The 21936-nt window shown below is 69.9% G+C and carries 16 protein-coding genes and 1 riboswitch; of the genes, 7 read left to right on the top strand and 9 right to left on the bottom strand.

What is annotated here, in order from left to right; all coding sequences use genetic code 11:
* Positions 1 to 79 precede the first annotated feature (79 nt).
* Positions 80 to 1594 (top strand): YifB family Mg chelatase-like AAA ATPase, encoded by a 1515-nt coding sequence (locus P7V53_RS01200; protein WP_280153653.1) that lies wholly within the window; start codon positions 80 to 82, stop codon positions 1592 to 1594.
* Here the strand turns inward: P7V53_RS01200 and P7V53_RS01195 are convergent, their stop codons facing one another.
* From P7V53_RS01195 to metH, 4 genes are all read right to left on the bottom strand, one after another.
* Positions 1595 to 2272 carry a glycine zipper 2TM domain-containing protein gene (locus tag P7V53_RS01195; RefSeq protein ID WP_280153652.1) on the bottom strand — a complete coding sequence of 226 codons (678 nt, stop codon included), beginning with the start codon at positions 2270 to 2272 and terminating at the stop codon, positions 1595 to 1597.
* 138 nt (positions 2273 to 2410) lie between these two features.
* The gene (locus tag P7V53_RS01190) at positions 2411 to 3964 is read right to left on the bottom strand and encodes a DUF1501 domain-containing protein (RefSeq protein WP_280153651.1); all 1554 of its coding nucleotides are present in this window, start codon (positions 3962 to 3964) and stop codon (positions 2411 to 2413) included.
* Positions 3965 to 3980: 16 nt separating this feature from the next.
* Positions 3981 to 5762 (bottom strand): DUF1800 family protein, encoded by a 1782-nt coding sequence (locus P7V53_RS01185; RefSeq protein WP_280153650.1) that lies wholly within the window; start codon positions 5760 to 5762, stop codon positions 3981 to 3983.
* A 224-nt stretch (positions 5763 to 5986) separates the two neighbouring features.
* Positions 5987 to 8725: a methionine synthase gene (metH, locus tag P7V53_RS01180; RefSeq protein ID WP_280153649.1), complete on the bottom strand. Its 2739-nt coding sequence runs from the start codon at positions 8723 to 8725 to the stop codon at positions 5987 to 5989.
* Between the two features lie 50 nt (positions 8726 to 8775).
* A riboswitch (S-adenosyl-L-homocysteine riboswitch) is annotated at positions 8776 to 8850 on the bottom strand.
* Between the two features lie 61 nt (positions 8851 to 8911).
* On the opposite strand from metH, the gene P7V53_RS01175 reads away from it, so the two are divergent.
* Complete coding sequence (locus P7V53_RS01175) at positions 8912 to 10108, top strand: phosphohydrolase (RefSeq protein WP_280153648.1); 1197 nt, start codon at positions 8912 to 8914, stop codon at positions 10106 to 10108.
* Positions 10109 to 10147: 39 nt separating this feature from the next.
* On the opposite strand, the gene P7V53_RS01170 is transcribed toward P7V53_RS01175, so the two are convergent.
* The 5 genes from P7V53_RS01170 to P7V53_RS01150 form a co-directional block, all read right to left on the bottom strand.
* Positions 10148 to 11197: a homocysteine S-methyltransferase family protein gene (locus tag P7V53_RS01170; protein WP_280153647.1), complete on the bottom strand. Its 1050-nt coding sequence runs from the start codon at positions 11195 to 11197 to the stop codon at positions 10148 to 10150.
* 9 nt (positions 11198 to 11206) lie between these two features.
* Positions 11207 to 13393: a bifunctional diguanylate cyclase/phosphodiesterase gene (locus P7V53_RS01165; protein ID WP_280153646.1), complete on the bottom strand. Its 2187-nt coding sequence runs from the start codon at positions 13391 to 13393 to the stop codon at positions 11207 to 11209.
* A gap of 111 nt (positions 13394 to 13504) precedes the next feature.
* Positions 13505 to 15796, bottom strand: coding sequence for an ATP-binding protein (locus tag P7V53_RS01160; RefSeq protein WP_280153645.1), 2292 nt, complete (start codon positions 15794 to 15796; stop codon positions 13505 to 13507).
* 165 nt (positions 15797 to 15961) lie between these two features.
* Positions 15962 to 16234 carry a DUF3567 domain-containing protein gene (locus tag P7V53_RS01155; RefSeq protein WP_280153644.1) on the bottom strand — a complete coding sequence of 91 codons (273 nt, stop codon included), beginning with the start codon at positions 16232 to 16234 and terminating at the stop codon, positions 15962 to 15964.
* Positions 16235 to 16400: 166 nt separating this feature from the next.
* Positions 16401 to 17369 carry a DUF3108 domain-containing protein gene (locus P7V53_RS01150; protein WP_280153643.1) on the bottom strand — a complete coding sequence of 323 codons (969 nt, stop codon included), beginning with the start codon at positions 17367 to 17369 and terminating at the stop codon, positions 16401 to 16403.
* A 133-nt stretch (positions 17370 to 17502) separates the two neighbouring features.
* Between P7V53_RS01150 and P7V53_RS01145 the strand changes: the two genes are divergently transcribed.
* The 5 genes from P7V53_RS01145 (at position 17503) to P7V53_RS01125 (ending at position 21901) form a co-directional block, all read left to right on the top strand.
* Positions 17503 to 18489, top strand: a complete 987-nt coding sequence (locus P7V53_RS01145; RefSeq protein ID WP_280153642.1) for a fumarylacetoacetate hydrolase family protein — start codon at positions 17503 to 17505, stop codon at positions 18487 to 18489.
* Between the two features lie 2 nt (positions 18490 to 18491).
* Positions 18492 to 18974, top strand: coding sequence for a retropepsin-like aspartic protease (locus P7V53_RS01140; protein WP_280153641.1), 483 nt, complete (start codon positions 18492 to 18494; stop codon positions 18972 to 18974).
* Positions 18971 to 19915 (top strand): TraB/GumN family protein, encoded by a 945-nt coding sequence (locus P7V53_RS01135; protein WP_280153640.1) that lies wholly within the window; start codon positions 18971 to 18973, stop codon positions 19913 to 19915. Before P7V53_RS01140 ends, P7V53_RS01135 begins: the two co-directional genes overlap by 4 nt.
* A 98-nt stretch (positions 19916 to 20013) precedes the next feature.
* Positions 20014 to 20694: a PhaM family polyhydroxyalkanoate granule multifunctional regulatory protein gene (locus tag P7V53_RS01130; RefSeq protein ID WP_280153639.1), complete on the top strand. Its 681-nt coding sequence runs from the start codon at positions 20014 to 20016 to the stop codon at positions 20692 to 20694.
* Positions 20695 to 20722: 28 nt separating this feature from the next.
* Positions 20723 to 21901: an FIST N-terminal domain-containing protein gene (locus P7V53_RS01125; RefSeq protein WP_280153638.1), complete on the top strand. Its 1179-nt coding sequence runs from the start codon at positions 20723 to 20725 to the stop codon at positions 21899 to 21901.
* Positions 21902 to 21936 lie beyond the last annotated feature (35 nt).

The raw sequence follows: 21936 nt of genomic DNA, 5'->3' as shown, positions 1-21936 counted from the left end.
TGGGGTGCCCCGCACTGACGAGGCCGACCGGCGGGTGGCCACCCAGAATCGCCGCCTTCTTCCCCAATCCGTACAGAGCATGTCGCTGGCCGTCATCCACAGTCGCGCCCTCGACGGCCTGGCCGCACCCGAGGTCACGGTCGAGGTGCATATCGCCAATGGCCTGCCGAGCGTGACGCTCGTGGGGCTGGCCGACACCGAGGTCAAGGAAGCGCGCGAACGCGTGCGCGCAGCCCTTCTGCACAGCGGACTGGAGTTCCCGCACAACAAGCGCATCACCGTCAACCTGGCGCCCGCCGACCTGCCCAAGGAGTCCGGGCGGTTCGATCTGCCCATCGCGCTGGGCATCCTGGCCGCGAGCGACCAGGTCGACCGGCGCAAGCTCGCCCGCTTCGAGTTCGCCGGGGAACTGTCGCTCGCCGGCGACCTGCGACCGGTGCGCGGCGCGCTCGCCATGGCGCTGGCCTCGCGCCGGCAGGGCAGCCCGCGCGCGTTCGTGCTGCCGCTGGCCAGCGCGTGCGAAGCGGCGCTGGTCGACGGTCTGGCGATTCATTCAGCCACGCACTTGCTGGATGTCGTGCAGAGCATGCAGCCGGGCGAGGAAGCACCCGCGCTGCCCTTTGCGCGCGCCGCCCCTCCCAGCGGCGCGCCGGTGTGGCCGGACCTGCGGGAAGTGCGCGGCCAGTCGACAGCCAAACGCGCCCTGGAGATCGCCGCGGCGGGCGGCCACAGCCTGCTCATGGTCGGCCCGCCCGGCACAGGCAAGTCGATGCTCGCCCAACGCTTCGCGGGCCTGCTGCCGCCGCTGTCGGAAGCGCAAGCGCTCGAGTCGGCCGCGGTGCTGAGCCTTGCCGGTGCATTCGATCCCCGGCGCTGGACACAGCGCGTGCTGCGCTCGCCGCACCACAGCGCGTCCGCGGCGGCGCTCGTCGGCGGCGGCAGTCCCCCGCGGCCGGGCGAGATCTCTCTGGCGCACGAGGGCATTCTCTTTCTCGACGAACTGCCGGAGTTCCCGCGCGTCGCGCTCGAAGCGCTGCGCGAGCCGATCGAAACCGGCCGCATCGTGATCTCGCGCGCCGCGCGGCAGGCGGAGTTTCCGGCGCGTTTCCAGTTGATCGCCGCGATGAACCCGTGCCCCTGCGGACAGCAAGGCAACCCGCTGCGCGCGTGCCGCTGCACGCCCGAGGCCATCGCCCGCTACCAGGGCCGAATCAGCGGACCGCTGCTCGATCGAATCGATCTGCAGGTGGAAGTGCCGGCAGTCGCGCCCGAGTTGCTGGCGGCCGCGCCCGACGGCGAATACAGCGCCGTTGTGGCCGAGCGGGTGGCCGCGGCGCAGCGCCGTCAGCGGGATCGCCAGGGATGTCTCAACGCCGCGATGGGCGGCGACGATATCGCGCGCCATGGCGTGCTCGACGCCGCGGCGTCGGCCTTTCTGCAGAACGCCGCCAGCCGCCTGGGCTGGTCGGCGCGCAGCTTCCACCGGGTGCTGCGCGTCGCCCGCAGCATCGCCGACCTGGATGGCGCCCCGGCGGTGCAGGTCTCGCACCTGGCCGAGGCGATTCAGTACCGGCGCGTCTTGGCGCCGCCCTGATCAGGCGCCGGTCGACGTGCGCACCATCTGCCCTTCACCCTGCGAAGAGCGCGTGGTGCGCAGCGTGTTGCCCTCGACGGTCACGCGCGAACCGGGCGTCGGCGCAGTCTTCTGGGTCAACGTGCGCACGCTGCCGTCGTCCATGCGGACCTTGACTTCGTAGACCTTCTCGCTGCGCGCCCGCTTCTCGATCTCGTGGCCGGCGAGGCCGCCGCCGATCGCGCCGAGCACCGTCATCGCCTTGCGGCCGCCGCCCTTGCCGACCTGGTTGCCGACCGCGCCGCCGACCACCGCACCGCCGATGGCGCCCAGGCCGGTGCCCTGGCCCTTCACTTCCACTTCACGAACGCCTTCGACCACGCCACAGGTGGCGCAGACCGCGGCCGCTTGCGTGGCCAGCGGGGTCGTGCTGCCGCCGCCCGCGTGGGTGGAGGGGGCGGCGGGACGATTGGTCGAGCCGGGCTTCGCGGCCGGCTTGGCCGGCGCAGGCTCGGCGGTTTCGGTCTGCGCCGCCTTGGTCGGCTCCATCGAGATTTCGCTGGGGGCGGGGCGCCAGGCCATGCCGGCGGCGACGCCGGCTGCGGCGATCGCGAGGCCGCCCGCGATCATCCAGGGCGTGCGCCCGAAGCGGCTGGCGGCGGATGCCGCGGGGGTCGACTCGGAGGTGAGGGTGGTCATCTTGATTTCCTTTCTCGTTCTGCGGCGCCTGGGCTCAGGCGTTCCCCAGATTGGAACGACGAACGCCGGGAATCCGTTGCCCGGAGCGTCCGTTGAGTTGTAACGATAGGCATGTGGGTGTGCGCACGCATCCGACATTCACAGCATGAAGCCGAGGTTGCGCGTCGAGGCATCGAAATTCTTCAGGTTGGGGAAGATCTCCAGGAGTTGCGTGTCGCCGACACCGAACCAGCGCGCCAGCGTGGCGCCGAGCTGGTCGACCGAGGTTTCGGGCAGCAGCGTGCCGTTGCCGAGCTGGTTCGGGCTGCTGTCGAAGTTGTTGTTGTTGCTGTTCTTGGTGCCGAGCACCGGGAAGTTGCCGTACAGGTCGCCGCCGCGGACGGCTCCGCCCATCACGAAATGATGGGCGCCCCAGCCGTGGTCGGTGCCGTCGCCGTTGCTCGTGAACGTGCGGCCGAAATCGGACGCGGTGAAGGTGGTGACGCGCTCGCGTGCACCCATCGCGCCGAGCGCGGCGTCGAAGTACTGCATCGCGTGGGCCAGGCGGGCCATGAGGTCGGCATGCGACCGGTTCTCCAGGTCGTGCGTATCGAAGCCGCCCAGGCTGACGAAGAAGACCTGCCGCTTCGCGCCGATGCCGGCGCTGCCGCTTGCGTCGATCATGCGGGCGACCGCCTGCAACTGCTGCGCGAGGCCGTTGAAGGCCTTGGTGCCGCTGAGCGGGTTGTCGTACTGCAGCTTCGGGTCGGTGTTCGCGCTGTAGGCACCACTGACTGGGGACGTGCCGAACAGCGCGTCGCTGGGCGCCTTGAGCGTGGCGCGCAGGATGCCCTCGGCGTCCAGCGAGCGCTGTGCCACCGCCGCCAGGTCGCCTTCGAGGACATGGCCGCTGCGACCGCCGGCGACGATGCGCTGCAGCGCGAGCGCGACGTCGCTCGAGCCGTAGACGCGGCCGTTGCTGTCGGTGCCCAGACGGATCGCGCCGTTGCCGGTCACCTGGTACTGCCGCACGGTCTCGCCGCTCAGCCACACCGCGGTTCCCGAGGTGGAGACGGCGGTGAAGATGGCGCGCCCGTTCTGCGCGGCGAACAGGTCGCCGAGCCGGCCGCCCCAGCCTTGCGTGGCGCCTTCGGGCTTGAACGACTGCCAGGTGTTCTGCTGGTCATTGTGCGAGAACAGGTTGCGCGGCTTCGGATGCGAGCTCAGGGCGTACTGCGCCTTGGTCGTCGGCAGGACCAGCGGCCCCACGTTGGACACGATGGCCAGGCGCTTGTCGACGTCGAACATCGTCTGCAAGCTGGCCATCAGCGGGTGCAGCGCAAAGCTTCGGCCCTGCGGGCGGGCCGGGTTGATGGGCAGCACGCCGCCCAGCCGCGAAGGCGATGCGGCCGCAGCGGCGGCGTCCGGCGCGACACCGGGCGCGAGCAGTGCGATCGAGTCGGGCGCCTGGTTGCGCACGGCCGTGTAGTTGGCCCACGAGGCGGCATCGGTGGGCAGCACCATGTTGATGGCGTCGTTGCCGCCGAACAGGAAGATGCAGACCAGCGCCTTGTAGTCGCCGGCCGCCTGCGCCGCCGCGCTGCCGACCGCGGCGAGGTTGAGCGCCAGCGGCGCGCTCGCGGCGCCGATCGTCGTGGTGACCGCGCCGGCATGGCGCAGGAAGAGGCGTCGGGATGCGGCAAAGGGGCTCATCGTCACGTTCTCCGCGTCACTTCTGCGTCTGGAACTCGGGCGAGGCCAGCGTCAGCAGCAGCGCGGCGTTGACGCGCGTGCGCCTGGCGGCGTCGACCTGTGCCTGGTTGGAGCCGGTGCCGTTGAGCGCGGGAATGACGATCTTCTCGATGGCGCCCTGGATCTCGCTCTTCAGCGCGGCCGGCATGCTGCCGTACATCAGCTTGTCGTTCAGCCGGTCGAGCAGCGCCGGGGGCTGGTCCGCCAGCACCAGTTCGGCGCTCAGATCGGCCTGGAGGTCGCGGCGGTTGAGGGCCACCCCGTTGACGGTGCCGTTGAACTGGCCGACGCCTTGCGCGATGTTGTCGCGCATGTAGTTGACGTAGCCGGCGACCGTCGTCTCGTGGGCAATCTGCATCTCCGGCACCGTGAGCTGGGCGGCGGCCGCGGCCGTGCCGGGCGGCACGAATCCCGGCCGGTAGAAGTTGAAGACCGACGGCGAGCGCAACGGCGTCTGGCCGAGCTGCGTGCCGGGGTTGTCGGTGTTGCCGACGCGGTAGCTGCCGGTGTCGGAGCGGAAACCGAACGCGCGCAGAAACGCCGACAGCTTGAGCACCGGCTCGCGCAGCTTGCCCGAGGTGCTGGACGTCGTGCGCGCCTCGGGATGCATGAGCACCGCCTTGATCACCGCCTTCATGTCCCCCCGCACCCCGCTGCCGTTGTCCTCGAATGCCGCCGCCACCGCGGCGACGTACGCCGGGCTCGGGTTGCTGGTGACCAGCCGCTGGATGAGCTGCTTGCCGATGAACGGGCCGACGTTCGAATGGCCGGCCAGCGTGTCCAGGGCGCTGGCAAGGTCGCCCGTCGGATCGCCCGGAGAGTGCGCGGCGATCGTTGCACCCAGGAAGGTCTTCTCCTCCGGGCTGTGGTACTGCGGATAGCCGAGCATCGGCTTGATGGCGCGATCGGGGTCGGAGACGCCGCCGGAGGATCCGCCGAAGAAGCAGCCCGAGTCGGGCCAATCGGGACAGTTCCAGCTCCAGCCGGTGAACACCTTGGCGAGGCCGGCGATGTCGGCCGCGTCATAGGTCTCGAGCGGCTGCCCGGCGCTTTCCTTGGCGCTGCCGTCGAGGTTGAGCTCGACCAGGCCGATGGAGAAAAGCTGCATCACCTCGCGCGCGTAGTTCTCGTCGGGAACGCGGCCGGTGCGCGCATCGGCCTTCTGGTTGCGCATCGACGAGAGGTACATGCCCATGATCGGATGGCGCGACACCGATTCAAGCAGCTCGCGGTAGTTGCCCAGGCCCTTGTCGCCGAGCATGTCGAGGTAGTCGGCCACGCCTCGCGTGTTGTTGCCGACGCTGCCGTCCTGCATGGACACCACGAAGATCTGCGACAGCGAGTAGGCGACGCGCTGGCGCAATGCGTCGTCGCCGGCGATCGCCTGTTTCCAGAAGGAGTTGATGACCTCGTCCTGGCCGGCTCCGTTGCCGCTGGGGTTGGCCGCCCGCAGCGCCGCGTCCGCGGCATCCCAGGCCAGACGATGCGACGCCCGCGGCTTGCTGAACTGATCGTCGATCCACGGGCCGTAGCCCAGGCTCATCACCCGATCGACCTCGGCATCGGTCGGGCCGAAGGTGGCTTGCGTGAGAAAGCGCGCCGCTTCGGCGCGCGTGGCTGGCTTCTCGATCTCGGCGCCGCCGACGGCGTCACCCGAGGCGTCGTCCTTGCCTCCGCCGCATGCGACCAGCGCGGCGACTGCCGCGCTGGCGCAAGCCCAGCGAACCCCCCTTGTCCAGCACGCGACGCGTGCGCCCATCCCTCGATGCCTGTTGTGCATCCCGCCCCCGAGCCACCATTGTTTTGACGGGGAAGACGCACGCGACATGCCAAGAAGTGCCGGCCGGATCGTGGCACCGGCCGGCCACGGGTCGTGACGAAGTTGGCACTTCGAACGGACCGGCAGAGGGCAAGCACCCCGGCAGGACTGACCTGTTGCGCGTCCTTTGCGAGAGGACGTTGCCCTGTGTGACGAGTCGTTTCCTACAGCAATGAGGCCAGCGCGCGTTGCGTGCGCTCCAGATCGCGACCGCCCCGCTGCGCCCAGTCACGCAGCTGGTCGTCGCCGATCTTGCCGACATTGAAGTAGGTCGCCTGCGGATGCGCCAGGTAGAAGCCGCTGACGCTGGCCGCCGGCGTCATGGCCAGGCTTTCGGTGAGACCCATGCCGATGTCCTCGCATTGGAGCACCCGGAACATCTCGCCCTTCACCGTGTGATCGGGACACGCCGGATAGCCCGGCGCCGGACGGATGCCGCGGTACTTCTCGGCGATGAGCTCGGCGTTGGAAAGCGCCTCGTCGGCCGCATAGCCCCACAGCTCGGTGCGCACGCGCTGGTGCAGCCGCTCGGCGAAGGCTTCGGCCAGGCGGTCGGCCAGCGCCTTCAGCATGATCGCGCTGTAGTCGTCGTGATCGTCGAGGAAGAGCTTCTCCTTCTTCTCGACGCCCAGGCCGGCCGTCACCGCGAACAGGCCGACGTGATCGGCCAGGCCCGAGGCCTTCGGCGCGACGAAGTCGGCGAGACAGCGGTTCGGCCGCTTCACGCCGTCGACCACCGGCCGCTCGCTCTGCATGCGCAGGCCGCGCCAGGTCATCAGCACCTCGCGGCGCGACTCGTCGGCGTAGATCTCGATGTCGTCGTCGTTCACGGTGTTGGCCGGGTACAGGCCGATGACGCCGTTGGCGGTGAGCCAGCGGCCGTCGATGAGGCGCTTGAGCATGCGCTGGCCGTCGCTCAGCACGCGCCGCGCCGACTCGCCGACGATGTCGTCGGTGAGGATGGCCGGGTAGCTTCCCGCCAGGTCCCAGGTCTGGAAGAACGGACCCCAGTCGATGGTCTGCGCGAGCTCGTGCAGGTCGTAGTTGCGGAACACCCGGCGGCCGATGAACTTGGGCGCGGACGGCACGCCCTCGCGCCAGTCGATCGGCGTCTTGTTGGCGCGCGCGTCGGCCAGGCTCACCAGGGGCGTGGCCTTCTTGTTGGCATGCTGATGGCGCACCTTCTCGTAGTCCGACTTCAGCTCGGCGATGTAGGCCGCGGCCTTGTCGTCGGAAAGCAGCTCGCTGCACACGCTGACGCTGCGGCTCGCGTCGGGCACGTACACCACCGGGCCGTCGTAGTGCGGCGAGATCTTCACCGCCGTGTGCACGCGGCTGGTGGTGGCCCCGCCGATGAGCAGCGGGATCTTCTTCATGCGGAAATGCTCGTCGCGCTGCATCTCGGCCGCGACATGCTGCATCTCCTCGAGGCTCGGCGTGATGAGGCCCGACAGCCCGATGATGTCGGCGCCCTCCACCTTGGCGCGCGCCAGGATGTCCTGGCAGGGCACCATCACGCCCATGTTGACGACCTCGAAGTTGTTGCACTGGAGCACGACGGTGACGATGTTCTTGCCGATGTCGTGCACATCGCCCTTCACCGTGGCGATGACGATCTTCCCCTTGGGCCGCGCCTCGCCTCCGGCGTCGACCAAAGCCCGCTTCTCGGCCTCGATGTAGGGCAGCAGGTGGGCCACCGCCTGCTTCATCACGCGCGCCGACTTCACGACCTGCGGCAGGAACATCTTGCCCTGCCCGAAAAGGTCGCCGACGATGTTCATGCCGTCCATCAGCGGGCCTTCGATGACGTGCAGCGGACGCCCGCCGCTCGCCCTGATCTGCTGCCACACCTCCTCGGTGTCCTCGACGATGAAGTCGTTGATGCCGTGCACCAGCGCATGCGACAGCCGCTCGGCGACCGGCTTGGCGCGCCAGGCGAGCTTGGCCGAATCGTCCTTGGCCGCGCCCTTGGCGCTTTCGGCCACTTCGACGAGGCGCTCGCCTGCGTCCTTGCGGCGGTTGAGCACCACGTCTTCCACCCGCTCGCGCAAGTCGGGCTCGAGGTCGTCGTACACGCCCACCATGCCGGCGTTGACGATGCCCATGTCCATGCCGGCCTTGATGGCGTGGTACAGGAACACCGTGTGGATCGCCTCGCGCACCGGATCGTTGCCGCGGAAGCTGAAGCTCACGTTGGACACGCCGCCGCTGACCTTGGCGCCGGGCAGGTTCTGCTTGATCCAGCGCGTCGCCTCGATGAAGTCGACCGCGTAGTTGTCGTGTTCTTCGATGCCGGTGGCGATCGCGAAGATGTTGGGGTCGAAGATGATGTCCTCGGGCGGAAAGCCGACCTCGTCGACGAGGATGCGGTAGGCGCGCTCGCAGATCTCGGTCTTGCGCTGATAGGTGTCGGCCTGCCCTTTCTCGTCGAAGGCCATCACCACCGCGGCCGCACCGTAGCGGCGCACCAGCTTGGCCTGCTGCTTGAAGGCCTCGACACCTTCCTTCAGCGAGATGGAGTTGACGATTCCCTTGCCCTGGATGCACTTGAGGCCGGCTTCGATCACTTCCCACTTCGAGCTGTCGATCATGATGGGCACGCGCGCGATCTCGGGCTCGGAGGCGATCAGGTTGAGAAAGCGCACCATCGCGGCCTTGCTGTCCAGCATTGCCTCGTCCATGTTGACGTCGATGACCTGGGCGCCGTTTTCCACCTGCTGGCGCGCCACCGCCAGCGCCTTCTCGAACTCGCCGTTGAGGATCAGCCGCGCGAAGGCCTTGGAGCCGGTGACGTTGGTGCGCTCGCCGATGTTGACGAACAGCGTTCCCTCGCCGATGGACACGGGCTCGAGGCCCGACAGCTTCATGGCGGGCACGGAGGGGGCGGCGACGGTGGTGGTCATGGCAGAGCGGCGACTGAAAGAGGCCGCGCAACTCACCGCGGCCTGGAGGTTCCGGGTGAGCGCCGTTGGGGGATTCGGGCCCAAGCCTGGCAGCCGTGGCGGCTGTCGCAGCGCTCCTTGGGCGAGGGGCGAATTGTACGGTGGCACGGGTTCAAGTCCGCGGCGCAAATGCCGACAACCCCACGGATGGCCGTCATTCAACTTCACCCCACCGCGCTGCGCGTCGGCCACCCCATCCCGGTGGCGCTGCGCGACGCCGCCGGTCAGCTGCTGATGCCCCGCGGCACGCTGCTGGCCGACGAGACGCAGCGCCAGCAGCTCATCGCGCGCGGGATCTACGTCGACGCGGCCGATTCCGAGCAGTTCCGCAAGGCGCTCGCCGGCAAGCTCGACTCGATGGTCCGCAGCAATGCCCTGCTGGGCCAGATCGCCCGCGCCGTGCCCGACGCGGCCGACTGCGGCCCGGCGGCGCCCCGCAGGCACGCCGACCCGATCGCCGCGTGGAATGCCGTGCTGATGCGCGCCAGCGCGCTGCTGCACGACGCGCCGCAGGCCGACTTCGGCGCCCGCGTGGAGCGGATCGACCGCGAGGCGCTGTCCCTCGTGGAAGCCGATGCCGATGCCTCGCTGCTGACGCTGATCCATTCGACGACCCAGGAGACGCACCAGTACAGCGTGACCCACGCGCTGCTGGTCAGCGCGGTGTGCGAGCTGGCCGCGCGGCATCTGAGCTGGCCGGCCGACTGGCGGCCGTCGCTGCGCCGCGCCGCCTTCACGATGAACCTCGCCATGACGACCCTGCAGGACCAGCTCGCGGTCCAGGACTCGCCGGTCACGCCGCGCCAGCGCGAGCAGATCGACAGCCACGCGTCGCGCGGCTCGCGGGTGATGCGCGAAGCGGGTGTCGCCGACGAGCTGTGGCTGCAGGCGGTCGAGCATCACCACGCGTCGCCGCCGGGGCCGCTGGACGAGCTGCCTGCCCCGCTGCAGCTCGCCCGGCTGGTCCAGCGCGCCGACATCTTCGCCGCGCGGCTCAGCCCGCGCCGGATGCGGCGGGCGATGGCCGCGACGGCGGCCGCCAAGGCCGCCTACCTCGACGAGCGGCAGCAGGCCGATGCGGCCGGGGCGGCGATCATCAAGGCGGTCGGCATCTACCCGCCGGGCAGCTACGTGCGCCTGGCGAGCACCGAAGTGGCGGTGGTGCTGCGCCGCGGCCGCCGCGCGAACGAGCCGCTGGTCGCGAGCGTCATGGGCAGGAGCGGCACGCCGCTGGGCGAGCCCGCGGTGCGCGACACGCGCCAGAAGGCCCACGAGATCGCCGGCGGCGTAGCGCCGCACGAGGTGAAGCTGCGGCTCAACCTGCAGCGGCTGCTGCAGCTCTAGTTCGATGGTGGCCTCGCCCGCTGCCGGGCGAGGGAGGCGTCAGGCGGCCAGCAGCGACGTGAACGTGCCGTCGTGCAGGCAGCGCGGCCGATAGCGGCCGACACGCTGCGCGATCTGCGCGATGTGTGCGGGCGTGGTGCCGCAGCAGCCGCCGGCGATGTTGAGGAAGCCCGACTTCGCGAATTCCTCGAGCAGGCTGCCGGTGATCTCCGGCGTCTCGTCGAAGCCGGTGTCGCTCATCGGGTTGGGCAGCCCGGCGTTGGGATAGCAGCTGATGAAGGTGTCCCCGGCGACCTTGGCCAGCTCCTCGATGTAGGGCCGCATCAGCGTGGCGCCGAGCGCGCAGTTCAGGCCCACGGCCAGCGGACGTGCATGCCGCACGCTGTGCCAGAAGGCGCTGACCGTCTGGCCCGACAGGATGCGCCCCGATGCGTCGGTGACCGTGCCGGAGATGACGACGGGCAGCCGCTCGCCGGTGCTTTCCATCAGCTCGTCGAGCGCGAAGATGGCGGCCTTGGCGTTGAGCGTGTCGAAAATGGTCTCGACCAGGAACAGGTCGCAGCCGCCCTCGAGCAGGCCGGCCGCCTGGTCGTGATACGCCGCCTTCAGCTCGTCGAAGCCGACGTTGCGTGCGGCCGGATCGTTGACGTCCGGGCTGATGCTCGCCGTGCGGGGCGTCGGTCCGAGCGCGCCGGCCGCGAAGCGCGGCTTGTCGGCGCTGCTGTGCTTGTCGCAGGCCTCGCGCGCCAGCCGGGCGGCGGCGACGTTCATCTCGCGCGCCAGCGGCGCCAGGCCGTAGTCCTCCTGGGCGACGGAGGTGGCGCCGAAGGTGTTGGTCTCGATGATGTCGGCGCCGGCCGCGAGGTACTGCTCGTGGATCTCGCGGATCACGTCGGGCCGCGTGAACTGCAGCAGCTCGTTGTTGCCCTTCAGGTCCTTCGGATGGTCCTTGAAGCGCTCGCCGCGGTAGTCGGCCTCCGTGAGCTTGTAGCGCTGGATCATCGTGCCCATCGCGCCGTCGAGGATGGCGATGCGCTGTTGCAGGATCGAAGGCAGCGCCTGGGCGCGCGTGTAGGCGACGGGTTTCATCCGGCGATTTTACGAGCGGCGCCATCGCCGCAAGGGCTGTACGGTCGCGCCCTCGTGCGTCGACTTCGGTCCTTGCACCGACTCCAGGTCTTCCGCCTCGGCGAACAGCGACGGCCGGAACGCGTTCTTCGCCGGCTTGTCGTCGACCGCCCACATCAGCAGCGAGCGCGCCGACATCGGGCGTGCGAAGAGGTAGCCCTGGAACTCGTCGCACCCGAGCTCCAGCAGGATGTCGCGCTGGCGGATGGTCTCCACGCCCTCGGCCACCACCTTCAGGCCGATCGCGTGCGCGAGCTTGAGCACCGCATCGACGATGGCCCGCGCGTCGGCATTCGTGTCGAGGTCCATCACGAAGCTGCGGTCGATCTTCAGCTCGGTGGCCGGCAGCTGCCGAAGGTAGCTGAGGCTGGAATAGCCGGTGCCGAAGTCATCGATGGACAGGTGGATGCCCGCCTGCCCCAGCCGCTCGAAGGTCCGCTGCGTGACCTGCGTGTCCTCCATCGCCACCGACTCGGTGATCTCGCAGGTGAGCCGCTGGGGATTCACGCCGTGGCGCTTGAGCGCCGCCTGGATGCGCTCGACGAGGTCGTTCTGGCGCATCTGGAACACCGACAGGTTGATCGCCACGCGCATCTTCAGGCCGCGCTCGCGCCACACCTTGGCCTGGCGGCAGGCGTCTTCGATGACCCAGTTGCCCAGTGCGCCTATCAGGCCGTGGCGCTCGGCCAGCGGGATGAACAGCTCGGGACTGAGGGTGCCGCGCACCGGGTGGTGCCAGCGCAGCAGCGCCTCGGCCGCGGTCACCTGGCCGCTGCGGGCGTCGATCTTGGGCTGGTAGAACAGCTCCAGCTGCTCGTGCTCGATGGCATGGCGCAGGTCGCGCAGCAACTCATGGCGGTCGCGCGCCTCGTCCTGCATGCGCGGCTCGAACGTCATGTAGGTGGAGCCGCCGGCCGCCTTGGCCGCATGCATCGCCGCGTTGGCGCGCGAGATCAGCTTGGAGGCGCCCCCGTCCTCCGGGAAGCATGCGACGCCGATGGAGGCCGACAAGGTCAGCTCGTGGCCGTCGCAGGTGACCGGACCGTCGAGCGCCTCGAGGAGGCGGCCGGCCGCGCGCGCGATGACGGCACGGTCGAGATGGCCGGTGAGCATCAGCACGAACTCGTCGCCGCCGAGGCGGGCCAGGTGCTGGCCGATCACCTTGGGCGGCGCGAGAAGCTCGCCTGATTCCTCCACCAGCCGCCGTGCCACTTCGCGCAGCACGCTGTCGCCCAGCGCATGGCCGAAGGAGTCGTTGACGCTGCGAAAGCCGTCCAGGCCGATGGCCAGCAGCACGATGCGCTGGCCGCGACTTTCCGCCTCGGCGGCAGCCTTGCGCAAGGCGGCCTCGATGCCGACGCGGCTCAGCAGGCCGGTGAGCGGATCGGCCAGCGGCGAGCGCTGCAGCGTGGCGGTGGCCTGCTTCAGCCGCGCGCCGAGCATCTGATGCTTGCCGACCAGGTGTCGCTCCATGCGGGCGGCCTGCACGGCCAGCGCGGCCATCGTGCCGGTCAGCACGGCGCACCACACCTCGAGGCCGAGCGGCTGCGCGGGCGGCAGCGACGTCCCGAGCGCCACGATGAGCAAGGGCAGCAGCCCCGCCGCACCGGGCGCCAGTGCCACCAGGGCAGCGCGCGTCAGCGGCGCGTCACGCTCGCGCCGCCGCCAGTGCAGCAGCAGCGCGACGGTGGCGGCCTGGACGACGCCGGCGGCGACGACGCTGGCCAGCACCACGGGCAGCGTCGTCTTCCATGCCATCGCCTGCGCCCATGCGGCCGCGGCGGCGAGCAGCACGATGGCGCTGCCCCCGGCCCAAAGGAAGCGCCGCGTGCGCGGCAGACTCATCGCGGCGCGTAGCGACATCGCGGTCGTGGCCAGCGTCAGCAGCAAGGCCACCGCCGAGCCGCTCAAGGGAGCCCCGGCGTCACCGCTCCAGGCGGACACCGCGCACAGCGCACCGGCCCAGACGCAGAGGCCGGAGATCACGCTGCCGGTGATGAACCAGCTTCGCTGCAGCCGCGGATCCGCGCCTTCCACACGCTGCACGACGATCAGGCCGACGAGCGCGGCAGCCCAGCCGGCGGCCCAGGCGAGCAGCAGGCGCAGCGACGCGGCGGTCGCGCCGGTCAGCGTGAGGGCATCGAAGTCGGGGCTCATGGGTCGGCCAGCGGGAGCCCCGAGTCTGCAATGGTCGCCGCCGCGGCGTACGGCCCGCGGCGTGGAGGAATAACGGGTTGTGCCGGATCCGTGACCCGGCCGGCTTGCATTTCAGCGAAAACCGATGCCCCGGCGCTGGCGCACCTCGGGCTTGACCTTGTGCTCGGTTTCCAGCTGCGACAGGAATTCGTCGGGCTCGAAGCCGACGCCCAGGATGTCGACCTGCCGCTTCACCGCGGCGAAGTCGCCCGGCGCGAGCTGGTCCAGCGCCGCCAGCCGCTCGCGCTGTTCGTCCGTCATCGCGGACTCCGCGCCGTCGAGCGCCTCGGCCACGAACATGCGCAGGCGCTGCTGCAGCGTCAGGGGCTTGAAGCGGATCTTGAAGGTGAAGCGACGCAGCGCCGCCTCGTCCAGCTCCTCGAACAGGTTGGTGGTGCAGATGAAGACGCCGGCGTAGCGCTCCATGCCTTGCAGCATCTCGTTGACCTCGCTGACCTCGTAGTTGCGCTCCGCCATGCGGCGGCTGCGCAGAAAGCTGTCGGCCTCGTCGAGCAGCAGCACTGCCTGCTCGGCCTCGGCCTCGCTGAACATGGCGGCCATGTTCTGCTCGGTCTCGCCGACGAACTTGCTGACGATGTCGGACGCCTGGCGGATCAGCAGCGGGCGCTGCATCTGCTGCGCGATGTGCTCGGCCAGCGCGGTCTTGCCGGTGCCCGGAGGCCCATGGAAGCACATCGTGCCGATGCCCTTGCGGCGCAGCGCCTCGATGATCTTGGGCACCTCGAAGCGCGACTCGGTGTGCACCAGGCTCAGGTCGTACTGCGTGACCACGTGGCGCGGACCGCGTCCGGTGAGGGCATTGCCGAGGGCCTTGTCGGCGTTGCCGATCTGCCGCTCGATCAGCGCCTCCACCTGGCCGGCTTCGCCGGCCAGCCGCGCGAACTTGACCGCCGTGCGCACCTGCGCCGGCGTGAGGCCCTTGCGCTCGGCGAGCTTGGCGGCGAAGCCCTCCGACACCGGCACGCCCGTCAGCGCGCGCGTCACCAGCGCCTCGCGCGCGCCGGGCGGCGGGCTCTTCAGCTCCAGGTGGTACTGGAAGCGGCGGCGGAACGCCGGGTCGATCTGCTCGATGCGGTTGGTGACCCAGATCACCGGCACCGGATTGGTCTCGAGGATCTGGTTGACCCAGGCCTTTCCGCTGACGCTGCCGGTGGGGGCGCCGTCCCCGGTGTCCAGCCGTGCCAGCACCTGCGCCGCATCGGTGGAGATCGGCGGGAACACGTCTTCCACCTCATCGAACAGCAGCGCCACGTTGTGGCCGCCCTTGAGAAAGACCTGGCTGATCTGCAGCGAGCGGTAGCGGTCGCGGCCGGACAGCGAATTTCCGTCGCGGTCGGCGTACTCGACTTCATAGAGCTCGAGGCCGGCGGCCTGCGCGGCCACCTTCGCCAGCTCGGTCTTGCCGGTGCCCGGCGGACCGTACAGCAGCACGTTGACACCCGGCTCCTTGTCGGCCACTGCGCTCTTGAGCATGGCGGTCAGCACGCGCTGGTCGTCACCGACGTAGTGGAAGTCGGCCGGCGTGAGCTCGCTGCGCGTCGCCGGACGCGTGAACACCGCCATCAGGTCGGAAGGCCCCTCGTAGTGGCGCATCAGCACCGGCGGAAGCTGCTCGCTGACCTTCATCAGGTCGGCCAGGTCGGTGATGTTGTGCTCGGAGATGAGGTTCTCGACCATGCCGATGCGCTCGAGGCGCGAGCCCGCTCGCAGCGCTTCGGCGACCTCGGTCTCGTTGACACCGGCCACCGCGGCGATCGCCGCGTAGGCCTCCTGCGCATTCGAGACCTTGAACTCGACCAGCAGCCCGCGCAGGTCGCGTTGGTAGCGCGCCAGGGTGCCGTACAGCAGCAGGGCGCGCTCGGCCGGATTGAGCTGCAGCAGGTTCGCCAGCGCATCGATGTTCTTCTCGACCAGCGTCGACTCCTTCTTCAGGCTGCGATCGAGCCAGTCGGCGGTGGCGCCCAGCACGGCGAGCAGGTCCTTCGGCGCGTCCTTGATGTACTCGTCGACGTAGAAGAAGAGCGTGGCCTCCTCGTACGGTCCGCGCCAGCCGCCGTGCCGTTCCATGAAGGCCTCGTGACTCAGCGCCTCGTGGCCGCGCCACTGCTCGTTGCCCTTGCAGCGGGTGTTGAGGAACTCGCGCAGCCGCACCAGGACCGACGCCGGCCACACCAGGTGCCGGCCGGTCAGCGAGAGCAGGCTGTTCCAGTCGCGCCGGAGATTGAACCGGCCGACGTGCCGCATGGTCAGCGTGAGCACGAACTGCGAGCACATGCGGTCGAGGACCGGCGCCTCTTTCAGGCCGGGCGACAGCACCATGCGCGCGTCCACGTTCTTGACCATTCGGGCACCTCCAGCAAGGAAGAGTCCTGAAACCCATCTTGGCGCAGCATGCACCAGCGGGCAAGCCCCTTTTGCTCAGGGCTTGCTCGGGTCGATGGAGAAGACTGCAGACGGAAGACGGAGGGGTGGTGCGCCCCGGAGGAAGCGCCCGAAGGCGCGCGGGGGTCAGTGCAGGATGACGGGGTGCTGCATCAGCACGGAAAAGCGACCGAGGTATTCGTCGATCTCTTCCTCCGACGGCTGGCTCTCGATCAGCGCCTCGACGCCTTCCTTGAAGCTTTGCGCGAGGGCGCCTTCGATGAAGATCTCCTTGCGCGCGAACTTGTCGACGATCTCGTAGCCACCCCGAATCAGGGCGCTGGTGCTTCCCGCGGCGTCGTCGTCCGAAGCATCGAACATGACGACGGCGAAACTGTCCGAGTTGTAGAGCATTTGCATCTGGGACTCCTCTGGCAGGGAAGCTGAGTGTCTCAACGCAAATTTCAAGCCTGCGGACGACCGCGACCCCGCATTTGCAGGTCGGCCAGACGAAACAAGCTGCGACAAGACAGCGCCGACAGCGTGGTGCAGTGCGACAGCCGCCCGCGCCGCGCAGGCGTACGCCTCATGGCGACTGGATATCGCGCAGCAGCAATTCGAAAACTTCGCCGTTGGCCTGGGTGGTGAAGCGAGCGCGCACCGGGAGATGTTCCCTTTCGGGCGCAAGCCACACATCGACCTGCCGGTCGTAGGTCTTGCGCGGTTCGCGTGTAAATCTGACGGCACGCAGCGGCCCGAGCCGGGTCGTGACGGCCTCCGTCCCCACATAGCGAAATGTCCACACGTCCGCATCGCCCTGCGCACCGGAAACGAAGAAGGAAAGGCGCCCGCCGGGCGTGGCGCGATGCGGCTCGGCGTTCAGCACGGCGCCGATCTGCACCATCCAGCTCACGCGGTCCTGTGCGCCGGCAGGCAAGGCATGCTCGACCTGCGGGCCGGAATAGGTGATCTTGCCCTTGTCGCGCTGGAAATTGGCTGCGCTGATTGCGCGGCGCGCACGCCAGTCGGTATAGCGAAGCGGCGCAAGCCCGTGCGTGTCGAGCGTGCCGGTGCTGGTTTCGGTGAGCACGTGCGCCCCCGCGACGTGGCCCTCGAGCCGGGTTTCGTAGGTGCCGCCGGCGGGTTTCCAGTGCAGCGCGCCGATGCCCGAGAGAAATCCTCGCTTCATCTCGTAGTGCAGCGTCGCCGGCGATGCCAGCACCGTGCGATAGAGCGGGACGGTGTCGCGCGATTCCGGCGGGTCGGACGGGGCGGATGGGCCAGCGGCCGTGGAAACGATGGCCGACGGCGCGATCTCGATCGGGGCGGGTTCGGCGCGCAATGGGCTCGCCGCGACCGGTGACACGGCACGCGGGGCTGGCGCACGGCGCGGCGGGGCCGCGGGCGGCGCGGGCAGCGGCTGCGTCACCAGCGGTGCGGCGGGCGTTGCGAGCGGCGCCGACACCTCCACCGTGCGCACGCTGACGGCCGGAGCGCGAGGAGGCGCCGTGACCGCAAGCCCGTCGCTGTTCAGCAGCAAGCCGTGCAGCAGCACGGCGGCGGCAGCTGCAGCGAGAAGCACGCGGCCGCCGGGGCGGCGGCGTGGCGGCATGCGCGGCGGTTCTTCTTCGATGAGCATCGACAATGCGGGGTCTGACCCACAGCGGGCATGCAGCGCCCACCAACCGATGAAACTTGCCAGCTACAAGGACGGCTCGCGTGACGGACAGCTCGTCGTCGTCTCCCGCGACCTGGGCACGGCCCATTATGCGACCGGCATCGCCACGCGATTGCAGCAGGTGCTGGACGACTGGAACTTCCTGTCGCCGCAGCTCGAGGACCTGTCCCACGCGCTCAACCACGGCAAGGCGCGCCATGCCTTCGCCTTCGACCCGCGGCAGTGCATGGCCCCCTTGCCGCGTGCCTACCAATGGGCCGACGGGTCGGCCTACATCAACCACGTCGAACTGGTGCGCAAGGCGCGCGGCGCCGAGATGCCGGAGAGCTTCTACACCGACCCGCTGATGTACCAGGGCGCCAGCGACGACCTGCTGGGCGCGTGCGACGACATCGTCTGCCCCAGCGAGGAATTCGGCATCGACTTCGAGTCGGAGGTGGCGGTGATCACGGGCGACGTCGCCACGGGCACGTCGGCCGACGAAGCGCTGGAGGGGATCCGCCTGCTGCTGCTGGCCAACGACGTGAGCCTGCGCCAGCTCATCCCCGCCGAGCTCGCCAAGGGCTTCGGCTTTTTCCAGAGCAAGCCGGCGACCGCCTTCAGCCCCGTCGCCGCCACGCCCGACGAACTGGGCGGCGCCTGGCAAGGCGGGCGCGTGCACCTCAAGCTGGAAAGCGTGTGGAACGGCAAGCGCGTGGGCCTGACCGACGCCGGGCCCGAGATGACCTTCCACTTCGGCCAGCTCATCGCGCACATCGCGAAGACACGCCGGGTGCGCGCAGGCAGCATCGTCGGCAGCGGCACGGTGAGCAACAAGGACTGGGCGCGGGGCTACTCGTGCATCGCGGAGAAGCGCGCCATCGAAACGATCGAGTCCGGCGCGCCGAAGACCGATTTCATGAAGTTCGGCGACACCATCCGCATCGAGATGAAGGGCGAGGACGGCATGAGCGTGTTCGGGGCGATCGAGCAGAAGGTCGCGCCGCTCGCGCGCTGACGATGGATCACCCGCACACGCTGAAGGTCGTCACCGGCTGGCTGCTGGTGGGGTTGGCCGTGTTCGTCGGCATCCAGTGGTGGCTGCGCGAGCAGCAGCAGACGCGCTTCCAGGCCGAAGGCGGGCGGGTGGAGATCCGGCGCGCCGCCGACGGCCACTACCACTGGCCAGGCACGATCAACGGCCGGCCCGTCGACTTTCTGATCGACACCGGTGCCAGCGGCACCGCGATCCCGGCCGCCCTGGCGCGCGAGCTGCGACTGCCGCTGGAGCAGGAGGTCGAATCGAGCACCGCTGGCGGCATCGCGCGCGGCCATGCGACCCGCGCCGACATCGTGCTCGACGGCGGGGTGCGGGCCGAGCGGCTGCGCATCGTCGCGCTGCCGGCGCTGGACGCGCCGCTGCTGGGCATGAACGTGCTGGGCCGGCTGCATTGGCGCCAGCGCGACGGCGTACTGACCATCGACCTGGGGCCCGGCGCATGAAGCGGTGGTTCGCCTTTCTCCTGACATTCGCACTGGCCGCATGCGCATGGGGGCAAGCCCCGATCGACTGCCCGCCGGTCGCGCAGCCGCCGACGGCCCAGCAGCTGCAGGCCGGCATGAAGACGGCACGCGACCGCGGCTTCCTGTGGCGCCTGAGCAAGGACGGCCGCGCCTCCTACCTCTACGGCACGGTGCACATCGCCAGGCTCGAATGGACGTATCCCGGCCCGACGCTGATGGCCGCCGTGCGCGCCAGCGACCTGGTCGCGCTGGAGCTCGACATGCTCGATCCCGAGGTCATCGAGCGGCTGCGCGCCGGCATGGCGCCGCGGCCGCAGCAGGCGCTGTCGGGCGAGCTGGCGCAAAGGCTGAAGGCGCAGGTGAGGGCCGCCTGCCTCCCGGAGCAGCTCGTCGCCACGCTGGCGCCCGAGATGGTCGCCACCACGCTCATGGTGATGGCCGCGCGCCACCAGGGACTGGACCCCGCCTACGCGATCGATTCTGCGATCGCCGGATGGGGTCGCGGCCTGAACAAGCCGGTGTCTTCGCTGGAGACGCCCGAGCTGCAGCTCGCGATCCTGCGCGGGCGCAGCCGCGACGAGACGCAGGTGCTGGTGGAGCAGGTGCTCGCCGAGCTCGAGAGCGGCCGCGCCACGCCGATGCTGGCCCGCATCGCCGAGGTCTGGGCCGACGGCCGCTTCGCCGAGCTGGAGGACTACGAGAAATGGTGCCAGTGCCTGGACACCGAGGAGGAGCGCGCGATGCACCGGCGACTGCTCGACGATCGCAACCCGGCGATCGCGGAGCGCATCGACCAGTTGCACCGGGGCGGCAGGCGGGTCTTCGCCGCGGTGGGCAGCCTGCACATGATCGGACCGCTGGGGTTGCCGACGCTGCTGAGGCAGCGCGGGTATGCGGTCGAGCGGGTCGAGTTCAGGTAGGTCGATTCACCGACTAGGCGCGGCGGGCCGACGCGGATGGCGCCGCGTGCGCAAGCCATGCACAATCCTCGAACAACAACAGTGCCCCAGGAGACCTCATGGCCGACGCTCCCGCCTTCACGAAACTGGTACCGGGTTTCGATTTCCTCCAGGGCCTCGTGAAGAACGCCGGTTCTGCCCTGCCCAACATCGGCCAGTGGGTCGCTCCCACGCTGAACCCCGAGGAGCTCGAAAAGCGCATCGAGGAGTTGCGCACCGTGCAGTTCTGGCTCGAGCAGAACGCGCGCATGCTGGGCGCGACCATCCAGGCGCTCGAAGTGCAGCGCATGACGCTGTCGACGCTGAAGACCATGAACGTGCAGATGGACGACCTGCGCGAGTCGCTGAAGATCCGCATCCCGGGCACTGCCGACACGCCTGCCCCGTCTGCGCCCCCGCCGGCTCCCCCCGCCGAACCTGCCAAGCCGGCCGCCACGCCCAAGTCCGCACGCAAGACCGCGGGCGCCACGGCCTCGGAGGCCGCGGCGGCGGCGGCGGTCGACCCGATGCAATGGTGGGGCGCCCTCACCAAGCAGTTCACCCAGCTCGCGGCCAGCGCGATGAAGGACACCGCCACCGATGCGGCGAAGAATCTCGCCGGCTCCATGGTCAAGCAGAGCTTCGATGCCGCGGGGCAGACCTTGAAGAAGGCCGTGGCGGTGCCGGGCAACGTGGCGCAGGCCGCACGCAAGAGCACCGGCGGCTCGCGCAAGCGCGCCGCCTCCAAGAACAAGACCTGAGCGCAGGGCCGCCGCCGGCGGAAGAGCGATGACGCAGTTCCTGAACGCTCACGCCACGCATCCGGATTCCCACATGGCCGTGGCGCTGGCCGCTGCGCAGATCGAGGCTCGGCGCGGCCGCCCGGGCTTCGTCGGCGAGCCGACGCTGGGATGGCTTTACCTCACCGACCACTTCGCCACCCAGGCGGAAAGCGTGCTGGCCGAGCTGAGCGCGCGCTGGCCGGGGGTGGCATGGGTGGGCGCAGTGGGCGTGGGCGTGTGCGCCAATGGGGTCGAGTACATCGACGAGCCGGCGGTCGTCCTCATGCTCGGCGACGTGCCGCGGGAGCACTTCCGGCTGTTCTCCGGCGTGCAGCCGCTCGGCGCCTCGACCGAGCGCTTCGATGCCGCCACCGCGCAGGTGCATGCCGACCCCGCCACCGCCGATCTCGGCGAACTGGTCGGCGAGCTGGCCGGCCGCACGGCCACCGGATACCTGTTCGGCGGCTTGGCGTCGGCGCGTGCCGAGGAGGATGGCGCGCGCCTCGGGCGCTGCCTGCACATCGCCGACGCCGTGTTCGACGGTGGCCTGTCCGGCGTCGCCTTCAGCGCCGAGGTGCCGCTGGTGTCCCGCGTGACGCAGGGCTGCCAGCCGGTCGGGCCGGTGCGTCACGTGACGGAGGCCGAGCGCAATGTCGTCGTCTCGCTCGATGGCGCGCCGGCGCTCGACTGCCTGCTGCGCGACCTGGCCGTCGACGGCGACGACCCGCGCAAGGCGCTGCCGCGGCTTCGACAGACCCTCGTGGGGCTGTCGGACCCCTTCGACGACGTGCTCGCGAGGCCGGGCCAGTTCGGCACCGACACCCGCGTGCGCCACCTGGTGGGACTGGACCCCGCCCGGCGGGCGATCGCGATCGGCGACATCGCGCCCCAGGGTTCGCAGCTGGCCTTCTGCGCCCGCCACACCGACGCCGCCCGACGCGACCTGGTGCGCATCTGCACCGAAATCCGCGAGGAGCTGGAGTCCGATGCGCCCCGGCACATCGCCGGCGCGGTGTACGTGAGCTGTGCCGGCCGCGGCGGCCCGCATTTCGGCGCGCCGTCCGCCGAGCTGGCGATCGTGCGCCATGCGCTGGGAGACGTGCCGCTGGCGGGCTTCTTCGCCAACGGCGAGATCGCGCGGCATCACGTCTACGGGTACACGGGAGTGTTGACCGTGTTCACGTGATGGCCGGCATTCCCGGCCGCGAAGTCAAAGCCGCT

It is taken from the genome of Piscinibacter sp. XHJ-5, assembly GCF_029855045.1.
GTDB lineage: Bacteria > Pseudomonadota > Gammaproteobacteria > Burkholderiales > Burkholderiaceae_C > Albitalea.
Note: the sequence above shows the minus strand (reverse complement) of the source record. Positions and strands in the feature narration are given on the sequence as shown.

What these genes read in the sequence shown, in the direction of transcription:
- P7V53_RS01200 (WP_280153653.1), top strand. Translation starts at nt 80, where the DNA reads ATGTCGCTGGCCGTCATCCACAGTCGCGCCCTCGACGGCCTGGCCGCA.
- P7V53_RS01195 (WP_280153652.1), bottom strand. Translation starts at nt 2,272, where the DNA reads ATGACCACCCTCACCTCCGAGTCGACCCCCGCGGCATCCGCCGCCAGC.
- P7V53_RS01190 (WP_280153651.1), bottom strand. Translation starts at nt 3,964, where the DNA reads ATGAGCCCCTTTGCCGCATCCCGACGCCTCTTCCTGCGCCATGCCGGC.
- P7V53_RS01185 (WP_280153650.1), bottom strand. Translation starts at nt 5,762, where the DNA reads ATGGGCGCACGCGTCGCGTGCTGGACAAGGGGGGTTCGCTGGGCTTGC.
- metH (WP_280153649.1), bottom strand. Translation starts at nt 8,725, where the DNA reads ATGACCACCACCGTCGCCGCCCCCTCCGTGCCCGCCATGAAGCTGTCG.
- P7V53_RS01175 (WP_280153648.1), top strand. Translation starts at nt 8,912, where the DNA reads ATGGCCGTCATTCAACTTCACCCCACCGCGCTGCGCGTCGGCCACCCC.
- P7V53_RS01170 (WP_280153647.1), bottom strand. Translation starts at nt 11,197, where the DNA reads ATGAAACCCGTCGCCTACACGCGCGCCCAGGCGCTGCCTTCGATCCTG.
- P7V53_RS01165 (WP_280153646.1), bottom strand. Translation starts at nt 13,393, where the DNA reads ATGAGCCCCGACTTCGATGCCCTCACGCTGACCGGCGCGACCGCCGCG.
- P7V53_RS01160 (WP_280153645.1), bottom strand. Translation starts at nt 15,796, where the DNA reads ATGGTCAAGAACGTGGACGCGCGCATGGTGCTGTCGCCCGGCCTGAAA.
- P7V53_RS01155 (WP_280153644.1), bottom strand. Translation starts at nt 16,234, where the DNA reads ATGCAAATGCTCTACAACTCGGACAGTTTCGCCGTCGTCATGTTCGAT.
- P7V53_RS01145 (WP_280153642.1), top strand. Translation starts at nt 17,503, where the DNA reads ATGAAACTTGCCAGCTACAAGGACGGCTCGCGTGACGGACAGCTCGTC.
- P7V53_RS01140 (WP_280153641.1), top strand. Translation starts at nt 18,492, where the DNA reads ATGGATCACCCGCACACGCTGAAGGTCGTCACCGGCTGGCTGCTGGTG.
- P7V53_RS01135 (WP_280153640.1), top strand. Translation starts at nt 18,971, where the DNA reads ATGAAGCGGTGGTTCGCCTTTCTCCTGACATTCGCACTGGCCGCATGC.
- P7V53_RS01130 (WP_280153639.1), top strand. Translation starts at nt 20,014, where the DNA reads ATGGCCGACGCTCCCGCCTTCACGAAACTGGTACCGGGTTTCGATTTC.
- P7V53_RS01125 (WP_280153638.1), top strand. Translation starts at nt 20,723, where the DNA reads ATGACGCAGTTCCTGAACGCTCACGCCACGCATCCGGATTCCCACATG.